Source organism: Aequorivita nionensis (assembly GCF_046352995.1).
Taxonomy (GTDB): domain Bacteria; phylum Bacteroidota; class Bacteroidia; order Flavobacteriales; family Flavobacteriaceae; genus Aequorivita; species Aequorivita nionensis.
The window spans coordinates 3,196,327-3,211,012 of sequence record NZ_CP130281.1 but is presented as its reverse complement, the minus strand read 5'-3'; the positions used below and the strand labels follow the sequence as shown (position 1 = coordinate 3,211,012).

The window sequence follows — 14,686 nt, the reverse complement described above, 5'->3', positions numbered from 1 at the left end:
TCATCTGCATAACTTTCGTTGATATTTATATAATTTCATCATAAAAGTTTCGTTTCCAATTTTCGGTATTTTTATAGTCAGTCATACTCATTCCAATCACTTCTTTGAATTGTCGGGACAAATGGTTGACACTGCTATAATCCAATAAGTATCCTATTTCTGAAAAGGAATGTTGTTTAAGTTGGATGAGTTCTTTAACTTTCTCTATCTTCAATTTGATAAAGTACTTTTCGATGGTTATCTGTTCATTGCTAGAAAACATTTTGCTCAATGTCTTATAATCTTTATGAAGACTGGATGCTAAAAGTTCAGATGTTTTTACCTTAATAAGTAATGGTAGTTCTTGCAACTGTTCAATTAAAATAATCTTGATTCTTTCTGTGAGCATTTCGTCTTCGTTTTGAACGATTTCAAAGTCATTAGCGTGAAGTACGGTTGTTACAGCAGTATTAATTTCATCACAGGTTTTTTTTGGAGCTTCTACCAACAACCTTCCCAATTCCAAAGAAAGTACTGTTACTCCAAGTTCCTGTAGTTCCTGCTTAATTACTTTTAAGCAGCGATTACAGACCATATTCTTAATCCAAAATTCTTTTGGTTTGCTCATAGTGTTTAATGTATTGCCATCAGGTTTTAGCCTAATAGTTTGAATTATCTGTAGCTAACAAGGTTAGCTCTGTAAGGTTTTATTGAATGATGTACGGTGTAGTTGAAAACAGGGTACAACAAATGTTAGCCAGAAGTGAAACTGTGGCTATAGAAACAATGCAGATTAAATTTAACCTGCGAAGTAGAAAATCAAATTAAGAAGGTTTCGTTGAGAATTATTAAATCTGTAGATAACAGAGGCGGCCTATAGGTTTTAAAAGAAGTGATGTTTTCTTCTAGACCCTCGAACAGATTAATATAGGTATAAAAAAAAGTGTTGACAAAAACCAAGGTCTCGGTTTCTACTATAGTATTGGATTTTTTGAAGGTGTCTTCACCTTTTTTGAAGACGGTCTGGTTGCTACAGCAACTTTTCTCTTGTAGTGTCGTACATTGTTTGGTATATGAATCTTTTTTTTGAGCCATATCTTTGCAAGCTTTGGCTTTGCCCAGAATGGACATATCAACCAATTTATTGCAGCAAAAATGCATATCTACTGTAAAAGAAGAGGTTGAAAACAGTATAAATACTGCTAAAAAAAAGGACAATATTCTAGTAAAAAAAGATTTCACACTATAAAATTAACAAATTTTGTTTAACATTCAAGTTTTTTTGAATTTTTACCTTGTCATTCAATAGGTTAATTGTTAGGTATTTACAATTTAATGTTAACAATTAATTTTTACGAAGATAATTGTAATGGTACAACAAGAATATGATTTATATCATATTGAAATAATTTTTATTGGATTTCATTTGCAATTATATTTAGCGAATTTCAGTTATACATTTTAAAACTTAATAATCTAAAATATTTGTTAAATAGGCATTTAGAAATAAGTTTTTCATAACTTCGTAACCATAATGAAAAAAGTTTTTCATAAAATAGTATCATTTTGTATGGCACTTTTAGTGTTACTATCAACTGTTTCTTTTACTGTTGATAGTCATTACTGTGGTGATATTTTAGTGGATTCTTCATTGTTTGGCCACGTTGAAACTTGCGGTATGGAAGTGAAACAGCAATCACCTTTACCAGAGTGCAATATCTCCAAAAAGGACTGTTGTAGTGATGAGCAACAAAGCATATCGGGACAAGACGAACTACAGCTTACTTTTGATAAAATAACCTTAAATCAGCAGCTTTTCGTTGCTGCTTTTTTCCACTCTTATAATACCCTTTTTGAAATTTCCGAAGGAGTAACCCCTTCTTTAAACGATTACCCACCACCCATTATCGTCAGGCATATCTACAAACTTGACGAAACCTATTTAATTTGATTTTTAAGCAATAGACCCACTAATCCTATGGAGTTCATCCATCAGGATAATTTGTTGTATTCGGTATTTTCTCAATACCATTGTCTAATTGTTTAACAATCAATGCCAATGCTAAATAAAAGCATAAAATTTTTAATAGAAAATAAACTCGTTGCCGTACTTATGCTCGTTGCATTTGTAGGTTTTGGGACGGTTTATGCACCTTTTAATTGGGAAACTGGAATTTTGCCCAGTGACCCAGTTGCCGTTGACGCCATTCCTGATATTGGTGAAAATCAACAAATTGTTTTTACCAAATGGGATGGTCGTTCGCCACAAGATATTGAAGACCAAATAACTTATCCCTTGACCACGACGCTATTAGGTATTCCTGGTGTGAAAACCATCCGTAGTTCATCAATGTTTGGCTTTTCAAGCATCTACATCATATTTGATGAGGATATCGAATTTTACTGGAGTAGAAGCCGAATCCTTGAAAAATTGAATTCCTTGCCAAGTGGCCTTTTACCTGAAGGTGTAAATCCAGCTTTGGGGCCTGATGCCACAGGTTTAGGACAAATATTTTGGTACACGCTTGAAGGGCGAGACAAAGATGGTAACGTCACTGGAGGTTGGGATTTACAGGAACTACGAAGTATTCAGGATTATTATGTAAAATATGCTTTGGCATCTGCAAGCGGTGTTTCAGAAGTGGCATCCATTGGTGGCTATGTCAAGGAATATCAAATTGATGTCAATCCAGAATTGATGCGACAATACAACATTGGGCTTGCCCAAGTTGTAAAAGCCGTAAAGGAAAGCAATAAGGATATTGGTGCTCAAACCTTGGAAATCAATCAAGCGGAATATCTCGTTCGAGGTCTGGGCTATGTAAAATCTGTTGCTGACATTGAAAATGCCGTCGTAACCTCTGAAAATTACACCTCTATAAAAATTAGTGATATTGCCAATGTAACGCTTGGTCCTGCTACACGTCGTGGCATTTTAGACAAAGAGGGTGCAGAAGTTGTGGGTGCGGTTGTTGTGGCACGTTATGGGGCCAACCCGATGGCAGTCATCACTAACGTAAAGGAAAAAATTACGGAGTTAAGCAAAGGGTTGCCTTCAAAAGTATTGGCTGATGGTAGAACCTCGCAGGTAACGATTGTGCCTTTTTATGACCGTACTGAACTTATTCAAGAAACTTTGGGAACGCTCAACGAGGCGTTAACGCTCGAAATTCTCATTACCATTTTGGTCATCATCGTAATGGTGTTCAACCTTCGGGCATCCATTTTAATTGCAGGACTGTTGCCCGTTGCAGTGCTGATGGTTTTTATTGCAATGAAATTCTTTGGCGTAGATGCCAATATTGTGGCACTTTCGGGTATCGCCATTGCCATTGGCACAATGGTGGATGTGGGTATTATTCTCGCGGAGAATATCATCAGGCATCTGGATGAGGATAATAAAAAGCTACCTATAAATAAATTGGTATATAAGGCTACAGCCGAAGTTTCAGGAGCTATTGTGACTGCCGTAATGACCACGATTATCAGCTTTATCCCTGTATTTACGATGATTGGTGCCGAAGGTAAACTGTTCCGTCCCCTGGCGTTTACAAAGACATTTGCGCTCACAGCGTCCATAATTATAGCCCTGTTTATAATTCCGCCATTTGCGGCCATTTTCTTTAAAAACAGGAATATTCATAAAAACACGAATTACGGTATCAATAGCCTTTTGATTCTGGCTGGGTTTATAGCCGTGATTTTTGCGCACTGGATAGGTGTTATTTTAATTGCATTCGGTTTTGTGGCATTTGCAAAACTACGTGGAAATGTGTCCCACAAGCGCTCTAACCATATTAATATCTACCTTTCCGTTGCTGCTATTGTATTCCTTTTGGCAGAATATTGGCGTCCTTTAGGTGTCGATAAAAGTGTGTTTTGGAACCTTCTTTTTGTGGGCATTATCTGCTTTGGTCTGTTGGGAGTTTTTTCCATTTTCCAAAGATATTATACCCGAATTTTAAAATGGGCACTCGCAAACAGACTCTTGTTCTTGACCATTCCAACAGCCTTGTTGATTTCAGGTTTCCTCATTTTTAAAACCACCGGAAAAGAGTTTATGCCTTCTCTCAACGAAGGTTCATTCCTATTGATGCCAACTTCAATGCCGCACGCTGGCGTTGAAGAGAATAAACGTGTGTTACAACAACTGGATATGGCCGTCGCGAGCATTCCCGAAATTGAAACAGTTGTCGGTAAATCGGGTCGGACGGAATCCGCACTCGACCCCGCACCTTTGTCAATGTATGAAAATATGATTCAGTATAAACAGGAATATATGCTGAAAGAAGGGAAAAGGCAACGTTTTAAAGTAGATGATAATGGGTTTTTTATAATGAAAGACAGTAGTCTCATTGAGAACCCCAACAGTCCTGTTGGTTCTGAAAAAGTAGAGACTGCCCGGAAAAATGGCAAGAAAGTATCTATTACTGCCGATGCATCTTCAGAAAAATTGATTCCGGATGACGATGGCGAATTCTTCCGAAACTGGCGCCCAGAAATCAGTTCGCCTGACGATATCTGGAACGAGATAGTAAGGGTCACAAAATTACCTGGCGTTACATCTGCCCCGAAATTACAACCCATAGAAACCCGTTTGGTAATGTTGCAAACCGGAATGCGCGCCCCAATGGGAATTAAAGTGAAAGGACAGGATTTAAAGCAGATTGAAGCTTTTGGTGTTCAATTGGAAGATATTCTAAAACAGGCCGAAGGCGTTAAACAAGAAGCCGTTTTTGCAGACCGAATTGTTGGTAAACCCTACTTACTAATCGATATTGACAGAGAAAAATTATCGCGCTACGGCATTACCATCGAAGATGTTCAAAATGTGCTGAAAGTAGCAGTTGGCGGAATGGTGCTTACCCAAACCGTGGAAGGCAGGGAACGTTATGGCGTTCGGGTTCGTTATCCAAGAGAATTACGTGGAGACCCATCAGATTTGAAAGATATTTATGTGCCTGTTGAAAAAGGCAGTCCCGTTCCCTTGAGCGAATTGGCGACCATTAAATACGAACAAGGGCCGCAAGTCATCAAAAGTGAAGATACTTTTTTGGTGGGCTACGTGCTATTTGACAAATTGGATGGTTTCGCCGAAGTAAATGTTGTGGAAAATGCGCAGGCACTTATCCAGCAAAAAATTGACAATGGCGAATTGGTAATGCCAAAAGGCATCAGTTATAAATTTACAGGAACATACGAAAATCAATTGCGTGCAGAAAAAACACTGTCGATTATCGTGCCATTAGCGCTGGCAGTCATCTTTTTGATATTGTATTTCCAGTTCCGTGCGGTTTCTACCACGTTAATGGTATTTACCGGAATTACAGTAGCTTTTGCAGGCGGTTTCGTGATGATTTGGTTTTATGGCCAGGATTGGTTTTTAAACTTTAATTTTTTTGGCGAAAACCTGCGAGACCTCTTCAATATAAAAACCATCAATTTGAGCGTGGCGGTTTGGGTTGGTTTTATTGCACTATTTGGAATTGCTACGGACGATGGTGTAGTTATGGCCACCTATCTTACACAAACATTCGATAAAAATGACCCGACTGATAAAGCGGAAATCAGAAAATCCACGTTGGAAGCAGCTTCAAAACGAATACGTCCGTGTTTGATGACAACGGTCACGACCATTTTGGCATTGTTGCCAGTACTAACTTCCACAGGAAAAGGGAGTGATATTATGATACCAATGTCCATCCCAATTTTTGGGGGAATGCTATTGGACACAACTTCCTATTTCCTTGTCCCTGTACTTTTCAGTTGGAGGAAGGAACGTATTGCGAAAAGAAAGCTCAAAAACGAACCACAAACTATAACTATCGAACAATGATAAAACAGAAAACACATATTAAATTCGTCTTGTTTTTCGGGATATGTCTTTCGGCTTTCAATAGTTATGGACAGAATTTGCAGACCTATATAGATGAAGCCATTACCAACAGTCCCGAAATCCAAAAGGTTCAGTTTCAATATGAAATTGCATCGGAAAAAGTAAATGAAGCCAATTGGTTGCCAAATACTGAAGTGAGCGCAGGCTATTTTGTAAGCGAACCCGAAACAAGGGTCGGTGCACAACGAGCAAGACTTTCATTAAAGCAAATGATTCCGTGGTTTGGCACTATCTCGGCAAGGGAAAATTATGCCAGTTCAATGGCAGCAGCACAATATGAGGAATTGGTCATAGCCAAGCGGAAATTGATTGTGTCCGTATCCCAATCTTATTACAACCTAATGGCAAACAAAGCAAAACAGGAAGTTTTGGAACAAAACATTCAGTTGCTTGAAACCTATGAGCGTCTGGCATTGACATCGGTTGAAGTAGGAAAGGCATCGGCTGTATCAGTGTTGCGATTGCAGATTCGGCAAAATGAGCTTCAACAGACCAAAGAAGTTTTACAGCAACAATATCTGGCGGAACAAGCCATTTTCAATAATCTTTTGAATAGGGATAATGATATGGAAGTTGTCGTAATGAGTGATTTGACAATTCCAGCTGAAATCGACATCATTTCCGAAGAAAATCTAAAGGTGCATCCAGAGCTTACCAAATATGATAAGATTTATGAATCAGTCTCACAGTCGGAACTTTTGAACCAAAAAGAAAGCAGCCCAATGCTCGGTTTTGGGTTGGACTACATTCCCGTTTCAGAACGAACCGATATGACTTTAATTGATAATGGTAAGGATATATTGATGCCGATGGTCACGCTTTCGATTCCAATTTTCAACAATAAATACAAGAGCCAGACCAAACAGAACCAGTTGAAACAGCAAGAAATCACATCACAAAAAGAAGAACGGTTAAATGCTTTGCAGACAATGCTTTCAAAAGCAATTTATGATAGAAATTCCGCAAGAATAAGTTACGATACACAATCCAAAAACCTAAAACAAGCCGAAGATGCCGAAGAAATCCTGATAAAAAATTATGAAACGGGAACTATAGATTTTAATGATGTTTTGGACATTCAAGAGTTGCAACTGAAATTTCAGATTAACCAAATAGAATCGGTCAAGACTTATTATGTTCAATCAACCATCATAAATTACTTAACCAATTAAAACTTTGTTTTAAAGAGATAAGGGGTTTGAGAAATTTAGATTAATTATAAAAAATATTTAAAAATGAAACAATTAAAATACATATTACTTCTAATGTTAATGGGATGTCAAACTGTTTTTAGCCAAAACATTTTTGAACCATCCAAAGAAGGAAATACCGAAAATCGTCCTGTTCGCGAATATACTTTGACCATCAAGGAAGAAATGGTAAACAAAGCAGGAAAAGATGTAAAAGGAATGACCGTAAACGGAGGTATTCCAGGTCCAATTTTGGAATTTACCGAAGGCGAATATGCCGTCATTTATGTGAAAAACGAGATGGAGGAAGAAACTTCCGTCCATTGGCACGGAATAATCATCCCCAATTTTTTCGATGGAGTTCCCTATTTGACCACACCGCCCATTCGCCCCGGTGAAACTTTCAAATATGAATTTCCCATAACACAGGCCGGCACCTATTGGTATCATTCGCACACGATGTTGCAGGAACAAAGCGGTGTTTTTGGCTCAATTGTTATAAATCCAAAAGAAAAAACCTTGGATTATGATACAGATTTGGTATTGATGCTTTCCGATTGGACAAACGAAAAACCGATGAATGTACTACGTAATCTAAAACGTGGTAACGAATGGTACGGAATGAAAAAAGGAACGTCAACACCATTAAACCAAGTAATAGGCCGTGGTGCATTTGGTGCACAGCTCGATTTTTGGCGACAACGGATGGAAGGAGCAGATATAGCCGACATCTATTATCCCGCTTTTTTAGTAAACGGTCAACAAAATCCCGAATATCCCAATTTTAAGGCAGGCGAAAAAGTGAGGTTGCGCATCATCAACGGTTCAGCCTCTACCCAATTTTGGATGACTTTTGGTGGCGAAATGCCCACATTGGTTGCTGCGGATGGACTGGATGTAACACCTATCCAAAAAAATAAAACCTTCATTGCCATTGCCGAAACTTATGATTTTATAGTCACCATCCCCGAAAACGGCAAAATTGAGTTCCGTGCAATGGCACAGGATGGGTCGGGCACGGCAACTGCCTTTATTGGAAATGGTAAAGTGATACCTGCGGAAGTAGTTCCAAGGCCCGATAAAATCAAGATGATGCAGCAAATGGCAAAAATGGATATGAAAATGGGAGCACACGCCTTAAAATTCCAGCCAAAGAAAGATGAACGCTATGAGATGAAAGAGGAATATGGGATGCAAATGGACGGAATGTCAATGGACCATTCCAAAATGGACCACTCAAAGATGGAAATGAAAGATGAAAAAATGGATATGAATATGTCCAAAGATTCCACAGGGAAGAAGAAAATGGACCATACCAAAATGGATATGAATGAAAATGAAATGGTTGATATGGATGGAATGCAAATGTTTTCAGAGTACAATTATGATTACCTCAAATCACCAGAAAAAACTACCTATTCCAAGGATGTTCCGGTTAAGGAAATCCTTTTGAACCTTACCGGAAATATGAACCGCTATATCTGGAGTATGAACGGTGTGCCGCTTTCGGAGACCGACCAGATTAAAATAAACCATAAAGAAGTTACCCGAATTACCCTTAACAACCTCACGATGATGCACCACCCAATGCACCTTCACGGGCACTTTTTTAGGGTCATTAATGAGAACGGAGAATATTCACCCTTAAAGCATACCGTCAATGTACCCCCAATGGGTGAAGTAATTATAGAGTTCTACGGCAACGAGTATGGCGATTGGTTTTTTCATTGCCACATTCTATATCATATGGTGAGTGGGATGGCAAGAGTTATTAGTTATGACACACCACGGGACGACCGATTGAATGGATATCCCATAAGTGGTTTGATTACCGAAGCCGATAAATATTATACGTGGGCGATGGTAGATGCAGCATCGCATATGACCGAATTCAATTTTACAACATCCAACATTCGTAACCAATTCAATGTGATGGCAGAATATGGATGGAACAAAAATTTGGAGGCCGAAGTGACCTATGAACGCTATCTACACGATTATTTAAGAGTGTTTGGCGGTGTGAATATCGAGAATGAAATGGAAGACAGTTTGGATGAACTTTCTACCACAGCAATTGCCGGAATTCGATTTTTAACACCCTATCTCTTTAATCTCGATGTGCGAATGGATAGCAAATTACGGCCGCAAATAAGCTTAAGCCGTGAAATACTCATTTTGCCAAGAACCGCCATTTTTGGTAGTTATGAATACCAGGCGGATTTTGGATGGGTAAATGACCTTTCTAACGGAGATAATTTCGCAAGCGAAGTTGTTTGGAATGCAGGAATCGAATATTTCCTGTCAAGAAACTTTTCATTGATGGCAAGCTACGATAACCGTTTTGGTGCTGGAGGAGGTTTATCGGCAAGATTTTAATAAATAAAAACTAAAGTTATGATGTACGCGTGGATTATTGTATTGGGAGTGATTGTCTTGGGGATTTTCTTGTATTTAGGAAAAAATGGAAGTAAAATGGGAAAGCGAGAAACTCCTCTTGAAATTTTGAATCGTCGCTTCGCCAATGGTGAAATCACTAAAGAGGAATTTGAAGAACAGAAACGAATCATTAATTCTTAAAATTAAAAAATATGAACTATTATTTCAATAAAACAGTAAATGGAACTTTTGAAGAGGTTATTGATAAAGTTACGAAAGGGTTGAAAGAAGAAGGTTTTGGAATCCTTACAGAAATTGATGTAACCGAAACACTAAAGAAAAAACTGGATATAGACTTTAAAAAGTATAAGATACTCGGGGCCTGCAATCCGCCCTATGCTCACAAAGCTTTACAGGCAGAAGATAAAATTGGAACGATGTTGCCCTGCAATGTCATAGTACAGGAAATCGAAGCAGGTATCATTGAAGTTGCGGCCGTAAACCCAATGGCATCAATGCAGGCTGTGAAAAATGAAAGATTGAATGAGATTGCCAGTGAAATAACTGCAATGCTGGAAAACGTTATTGAAAAGTTATAATACACTTATCAAAAATCAGTAATAATAATTAGTAAACACAAACTTAAATTAAAACAAAATGAGCAAATTAAAATCAACTTTAGGTATAGTTGCGATAGCATTTATAACCTTAACAGCAATGTCTTGTAAAGACAACAACAAAGAACAAAATAGCACTGATGAAAACCATTCAGAAATGAATCACGATAACAGTGATGGTCATCACGACGACGATAAAAAAGAAATGGCAATGAGTGGAAATGGCAATTCGCAAGCTATATTAAATGACTACTTCAATCTTAAAGATGCTTTGGTAGCAGATGATAATGCTAGAGCCAAAGAACTTGGTGCAACTCTGGCAACGAGTTTAGGTAATCTTGATGTTTCTTCGAACTTTTCAGATACTCAAAAAGCTAATTTGAAAGATATTATTGAAGATGCTGTAGAGCACGCAGAACATATTTCTGAAAGTGACATTGACCATCAGCGAGAGCATTTTAAAATATTGAGCAAGGATGTAACTGATATGGTTGCTATTACAGGAACAGAAAAGACCTTATACCAACAGTTTTGCCCGATGTACGACGGCGGTAGTGCTTGGTTAAGCACCAGTAAAGATGTAATGAATCCTTATTATGGAAGTAGGATGTTGAATTGTGGAAAAGTTCAAAAGGAAATCAACTAAATGAAGATTGTGAAAATCATAGCAATGATATTACTGGTAGCGTTCGTGGGAATTCAGTTTGTTCCAACAGCTCGTAACCAAAGTAATACTGTCCCTTCGACCGATTTTATGCTGGTCAATAATGTTCCAGAAAATATTCAAAAGAAGTTAGAGGTATCCTGCTATGATTGCCACAGTAATAACACACAATATCCTTGGTATAATAAAATTCAACCTGTTGCCTGGTTTTTAGAAGACCATATCAAAGAAGGGAAGGCCGAATTGAATTTCAACGAATGGGATTCATTGTCAAGCCGAAGAAAAGCAAGTAAGTTAAGGTCTATTATCAAGCAGATTGAAAGTGGCGAAATGCCTTTGGACTCTTACACTTTGATACATAAAGATGCAAAGGTTTCAGAAGCGGAGGCAGAAGAATTAATCAGTTTTATCACACAATTAAAAGATAGTTTATAATTAATTTAAAATAAAAAGATGAAAAATTTAAAAATGAGTATAGCAGCAATGCTATTGTTAGTAGTTGCTTTTACCAATGCACAGGAAAAAGAAAAAATGAACCACGAGCACGGTGATATGAAAATGGACCACAGTTCGATGAAAATGGATAAAATGAATCCAAATGCAGAAGCAGTTCTTGCCGATTATTTTATGCTGAAAGATGCTTTGGTAGGCGATGATACAAAAAAGGCAGCACAGGCTGGAACTAAACTAATGGCTTCACTTAAAGCTTTTGACACGAAAAGTTATACCAAAGAAGAACAAAAAGAACTTGCCGATATCATAGAAGATGCCACCGAGCACGCAGAGCACATTTCTGAAAGTGCCATAGACCACCAACGTGAGCATTTTAAAACATTGAGCAAGGATATTACAGATATGGTTGCTATTACGGGGACAAAAAACACGCTGTACGAACAGTTTTGTCCAATGTATGATAAAGGGAGTGCTTGGTTAAGCTCAAGTAACGAAGTTAGAAACCCATATTACGGAAGTAAAATGCTTAAGTGCGGAAAAGTTCAAAAAACTATTCAATAGATATTCCTTGTTTAAAAATCTTTATAAAATTCTGGTTTTTAGTTAACAGAAGGTAAAAGATGATAAGGACATTGGATAGTTGTTTAGTCCTGTCTTGGGAAGGAAAACAATGTTGATGGTTAGTGTTTGTTCCTTCCCGTGTCAGGCCCAATGAATTTTGAAAAAGAGAAGTTGATTTGGTTAATAGTAGCCTGCAGAAGAGGGAGGAGAGATTAAATCCTTAATATAATAACATCTCTCTTCCTTTGTCAGGTAACTTTATACTTATTTATTAATACCAGAATTTAAAACGTTTGGTAATAAAGCCCTGACCTTGGAGGGGACACATAGTTTACTGGGTAGTTTCTATGTTCCCTTCCGTTTTCAGGCAATCAATATATATCAATAATGGACAACTTTCTAAAACAATGGGCAGAAGCGGCATTTACCACCACCGGATTTTTCTGGATGGCACTTTGGGCATTTGCACTCGGTTATATCATCAGCAGTATGATTCAGGTTTTTATCACTGAAAAGAAAATGCAGGAAACAATGGGCGAAAACGAAGGTAAAGGTGTTTTGCTCGGAACATTTTTTGGGTTTATCAGCAGTTCGTGCAGCTTTTCGGCTTTGGCATCAACTAAATCCCTTTTTAAAAAAGGGGCAAGTTTCGTGTCATCGATTGCCTTTTTATTGGCTTCCACTAATTTGGTTATTGAGCTGGGTATCATCATATCCATCTTTCTTGGTTGGCAATTCATAGTAGGCGAATATGTCGGCGGAATTTTATTGATTCTCATTTCGTGGCTATTGATACGCTTGATAAATCCTAAAAAACTAATCGAAAACGCCAGAAAAAATTTAAAGGATAAGGACGACGATGATATGGACGAATCCAAATCGTGGAAAAAGAAAATTCAATCTGAAAAAGGTTGGGCAAAAGTTTCCAAACAATACGGAATGGAATGGAAAATGGTATGGAAGGACGTAACCGTTGGCTTTACTATTGCAGGAATCGTAGCGGCTTTCGTCCCCGATTCGTTCTTTCAAACCTTATTCATCAATAGTGGGAATGGCAACACCGATTTTACATTTTTTGAAATTTTAGAACATATAATAGTTGGGCCTATTGCAGCATTTTTGACGTTTATTGGTTCTATGGGAAATATTCCATTAGCAGCGTTGCTGTTTGGTAAAGGTGTAAGTTTTGCAGGTGTTATGGCATTCATATTTAGTGACTTGGTCGTTTTTCCAATATTGCGTATCAATGCCAAATATTATGGTTGGAAAATGTCGCTCTTCATCCTGTTTTTACTGTTTATGGCATTGATTGGCGCATCACTTATTCTGCATTATTCATTCGATTTTTTGAGCCTTCTTCCAGACCCATCACAAGTAAAAATTCAAAATAGCGAATACTTTAAATTAGATTATACCTTCTATTTAAACATAGCCTTTTTGGCACTTTCAGGTTTTTTAATATATCTCGGATTTTTCAAAAGGAAAGATGTAAAACAAATGAAGGAAATGGCACCCAAAAGTCAACTTTTGGAAAATATACTTAAATATGCTGCATTGGTAAGCTACGTTTGGCTTGCTGGAGGATTGATAGTTAAATTTTTTGTGAACTAAATGATTTTAATTAAACAAAACTAATTTATGACTATAGTCAACAGAAAAACAGCAATCAAAATACGAAAGACCCACAGATATTTGGGGCTCTTTTTGGGGATTCAATTCTTGTTTTGGACCATCAGCGGAATGTACTTCAGTTGGACGAATATAGACGACATCCACGGCGACGAATTTCGCAACCTGGATTATGTGCCAAAAACATTCAACAATCTAATAAGTCCTTCAGAAATGCATAATGCCGAAGGCATAAGAAGTATCGAAATTAGGGACATCAACAACGAGCCTTATTATTGGGTTAACAATAAACAATTGTATAGTGCAAAAACTGGGGAAGCAAAACAAGATATTTCGGAAGAAGAAGCCTTGTCGGTAGCCAAAAATTATATGAAAGAAGGTTTAAAAGTGGCAAACATCAAAAAAATAACCGAAGTGGACGACTATCACGAATATCGGGAAAAACTATTGCCAGCTTACGTTATTTCGTATGATACAGATGAGGCATTGAAGGCTTATATATCGGTAACCGACGGAAAATTCCAGACGGTAAGGCATCGAGCGTGGCGTTGGTTCGATTTTTTATGGATGACCCACACAATGGACTATGACACGCGCGACAACTTTAATACTATTATATTAAGGGCATTTTCGCTTCTGGGATTGATTACTGTGTTAAGCGGATTCCTGCTATGGTACATATCATCGCCAACAATCAGAAAAATAAAGAAGAAGAAAATAAGTAAATAATAACTAAAAACCCGAAAACAATGGAACATTCAAATCAACACGAAAGCAAAGGCAATTACACAAAATTCATTTTGATGCTTGCCGCCTCATTTATTGCAATGTACATTACAATGTACCTTAACACTTATTCAATTGACCACGTTTATTTTAGCCTAACACGGTTCTATATGAGTTGCTTGGGTATTGCGGCAATGACAATCATAATGTGGTTTTTTACGCGTAAAATGTATCAAAACAAGAAAAAGAACATCGCTATTTTATTGGGAAGTTTAATCTTGTTTGTCGGCGCACTTGGCTTGGTTAGAGCTCAAAGCCCAATCATTGGCGACATACTCTGGATGAAAGCAATGATTCCCCATCATTCCATCGCAATTTTAACAAGTGAAAGAGCAGATATCAAAGACCCAGAAGTCAGAAAGTTGGCAGATGATATTATCGAGTCACAGCGTAAAGAAATAGGGGAAATGAAAGATATGATAAAGCGTTTGCAAGCAGCAAAATAATGTTGAATATCCAACCTAATAGTCCCGAAACTTCGGGATAAAACCTATTAGGTTCGTACAGATAAATTGTCTGGTCGAGCGTAGTCGAG

The 14,686-nt window shown here is 37.6% G+C and carries 14 protein-coding genes; 12 read left to right on the top strand and 2 right to left on the bottom strand.

Going from position 1 to position 14,686, the window contains the following annotated elements; all coding sequences use genetic code 11:
• Positions 1-25 precede the first annotated feature (25 nt).
• Together Q2U82_RS14645 and Q2U82_RS14640 are read right to left on the bottom strand one after the other, a co-directional pair.
• Positions 26-607: a helix-turn-helix domain-containing protein gene (locus Q2U82_RS14645; RefSeq protein ID WP_410005563.1), complete on the bottom strand. Its 582-nt coding sequence runs from the start codon at positions 605-607 to the stop codon at positions 26-28.
• Between the two features lie 191 nt (positions 608-798).
• Positions 799-1,221: an HYC_CC_PP family protein gene (locus Q2U82_RS14640; RefSeq protein ID WP_410005562.1), complete on the bottom strand. Its 423-nt coding sequence runs from the start codon at positions 1,219-1,221 to the stop codon at positions 799-801.
• Between the two features lie 292 nt (positions 1,222-1,513).
• On the opposite strand from Q2U82_RS14640, the gene Q2U82_RS14635 reads away from it, so the two are divergent.
• From Q2U82_RS14635 to Q2U82_RS14580, 12 genes are all read left to right on the top strand, one after another.
• The gene (locus Q2U82_RS14635; protein WP_410005561.1) at positions 1,514-1,930 is read left to right on the top strand and encodes an HYC_CC_PP family protein; all 417 of its coding nucleotides are present in this window, start codon (positions 1,514-1,516) and stop codon (positions 1,928-1,930) included.
• 108 nt (positions 1,931-2,038) lie between these two features.
• Entirely contained in the window at positions 2,039-5,815 is a 3,777-nt protein-coding gene (locus Q2U82_RS14630; RefSeq protein WP_410005560.1) for an efflux RND transporter permease subunit, read from the top strand.
• Positions 5,812-7,047 carry a TolC family protein gene (locus tag Q2U82_RS14625; RefSeq protein ID WP_410005559.1) on the top strand — a complete coding sequence of 412 codons (1,236 nt, stop codon included), beginning with the start codon at positions 5,812-5,814 and terminating at the stop codon, positions 7,045-7,047. The genes Q2U82_RS14630 and Q2U82_RS14625 overlap by 4 nt, the downstream gene beginning before the upstream one ends.
• A 63-nt stretch (positions 7,048-7,110) precedes the next feature.
• A complete protein-coding gene (locus Q2U82_RS14620) occupies positions 7,111-9,441 on the top strand; it encodes a multicopper oxidase domain-containing protein (RefSeq protein WP_410005558.1) in 2,331 nt (776 codons plus the stop codon).
• Between the two features lie 18 nt (positions 9,442-9,459).
• Positions 9,460-9,642, top strand: coding sequence for an SHOCT domain-containing protein (locus tag Q2U82_RS14615; protein WP_410005557.1), 183 nt, complete (start codon positions 9,460-9,462; stop codon positions 9,640-9,642).
• 11 nt (positions 9,643-9,653) lie between these two features.
• Complete coding sequence (locus Q2U82_RS14610) at positions 9,654-10,040, top strand: DUF302 domain-containing protein (protein ID WP_410005556.1); 387 nt, start codon at positions 9,654-9,656, stop codon at positions 10,038-10,040.
• Between the two features lie 58 nt (positions 10,041-10,098).
• The gene (locus Q2U82_RS14605) at positions 10,099-10,704 is read left to right on the top strand and encodes a DUF3347 domain-containing protein (protein ID WP_410005555.1); all 606 of its coding nucleotides are present in this window, start codon (positions 10,099-10,101) and stop codon (positions 10,702-10,704) included.
• Positions 10,705-11,157: a heme-binding domain-containing protein gene (locus Q2U82_RS14600; RefSeq protein ID WP_410005554.1), complete on the top strand. Its 453-nt coding sequence runs from the start codon at positions 10,705-10,707 to the stop codon at positions 11,155-11,157.
• Between the two features lie 18 nt (positions 11,158-11,175).
• The gene (locus tag Q2U82_RS14595) at positions 11,176-11,736 is read left to right on the top strand and encodes a DUF3347 domain-containing protein (protein WP_410005553.1); all 561 of its coding nucleotides are present in this window, start codon (positions 11,176-11,178) and stop codon (positions 11,734-11,736) included.
• Between the two features lie 387 nt (positions 11,737-12,123).
• Complete coding sequence (locus Q2U82_RS14590; protein WP_410005552.1) at positions 12,124-13,347, top strand: permease; 1,224 nt, start codon at positions 12,124-12,126, stop codon at positions 13,345-13,347.
• A gap of 33 nt (positions 13,348-13,380) precedes the next feature.
• A complete protein-coding gene (locus Q2U82_RS14585; protein ID WP_410007168.1) occupies positions 13,381-14,094 on the top strand; it encodes a PepSY domain-containing protein in 714 nt (237 codons plus the stop codon).
• A gap of 20 nt (positions 14,095-14,114) precedes the next feature.
• Entirely contained in the window at positions 14,115-14,597 is a 483-nt protein-coding gene (locus Q2U82_RS14580; RefSeq protein ID WP_410005551.1) for a DUF305 domain-containing protein, read from the top strand.
• The last annotated feature ends 89 nt before the right edge of the window (positions 14,598-14,686 follow it).

Coding starts and splice junctions, on each gene's coding strand:
- Q2U82_RS14645 (WP_410005563.1), bottom strand. CDS start 607: ATGAGCAAACCAAAAGAATTTTGGATTAAGAATATGGTCTGTAATCGC.
- Q2U82_RS14635 (WP_410005561.1), top strand. CDS start 1,514: ATGAAAAAAGTTTTTCATAAAATAGTATCATTTTGTATGGCACTTTTA.
- Q2U82_RS14630 (WP_410005560.1), top strand. CDS start 2,039: ATGCTAAATAAAAGCATAAAATTTTTAATAGAAAATAAACTCGTTGCC.
- Q2U82_RS14625 (WP_410005559.1), top strand. CDS start 5,812: ATGATAAAACAGAAAACACATATTAAATTCGTCTTGTTTTTCGGGATA.
- Q2U82_RS14620 (WP_410005558.1), top strand. CDS start 7,111: ATGAAACAATTAAAATACATATTACTTCTAATGTTAATGGGATGTCAA.
- Q2U82_RS14615 (WP_410005557.1), top strand. CDS start 9,460: ATGATGTACGCGTGGATTATTGTATTGGGAGTGATTGTCTTGGGGATT.
- Q2U82_RS14610 (WP_410005556.1), top strand. CDS start 9,654: ATGAACTATTATTTCAATAAAACAGTAAATGGAACTTTTGAAGAGGTT.
- Q2U82_RS14605 (WP_410005555.1), top strand. CDS start 10,099: ATGAGCAAATTAAAATCAACTTTAGGTATAGTTGCGATAGCATTTATA.
- Q2U82_RS14600 (WP_410005554.1), top strand. CDS start 10,705: ATGAAGATTGTGAAAATCATAGCAATGATATTACTGGTAGCGTTCGTG.
- Q2U82_RS14595 (WP_410005553.1), top strand. CDS start 11,176: ATGAAAAATTTAAAAATGAGTATAGCAGCAATGCTATTGTTAGTAGTT.
- Q2U82_RS14590 (WP_410005552.1), top strand. CDS start 12,124: ATGGACAACTTTCTAAAACAATGGGCAGAAGCGGCATTTACCACCACC.
- Q2U82_RS14580 (WP_410005551.1), top strand. CDS start 14,115: ATGGAACATTCAAATCAACACGAAAGCAAAGGCAATTACACAAAATTC.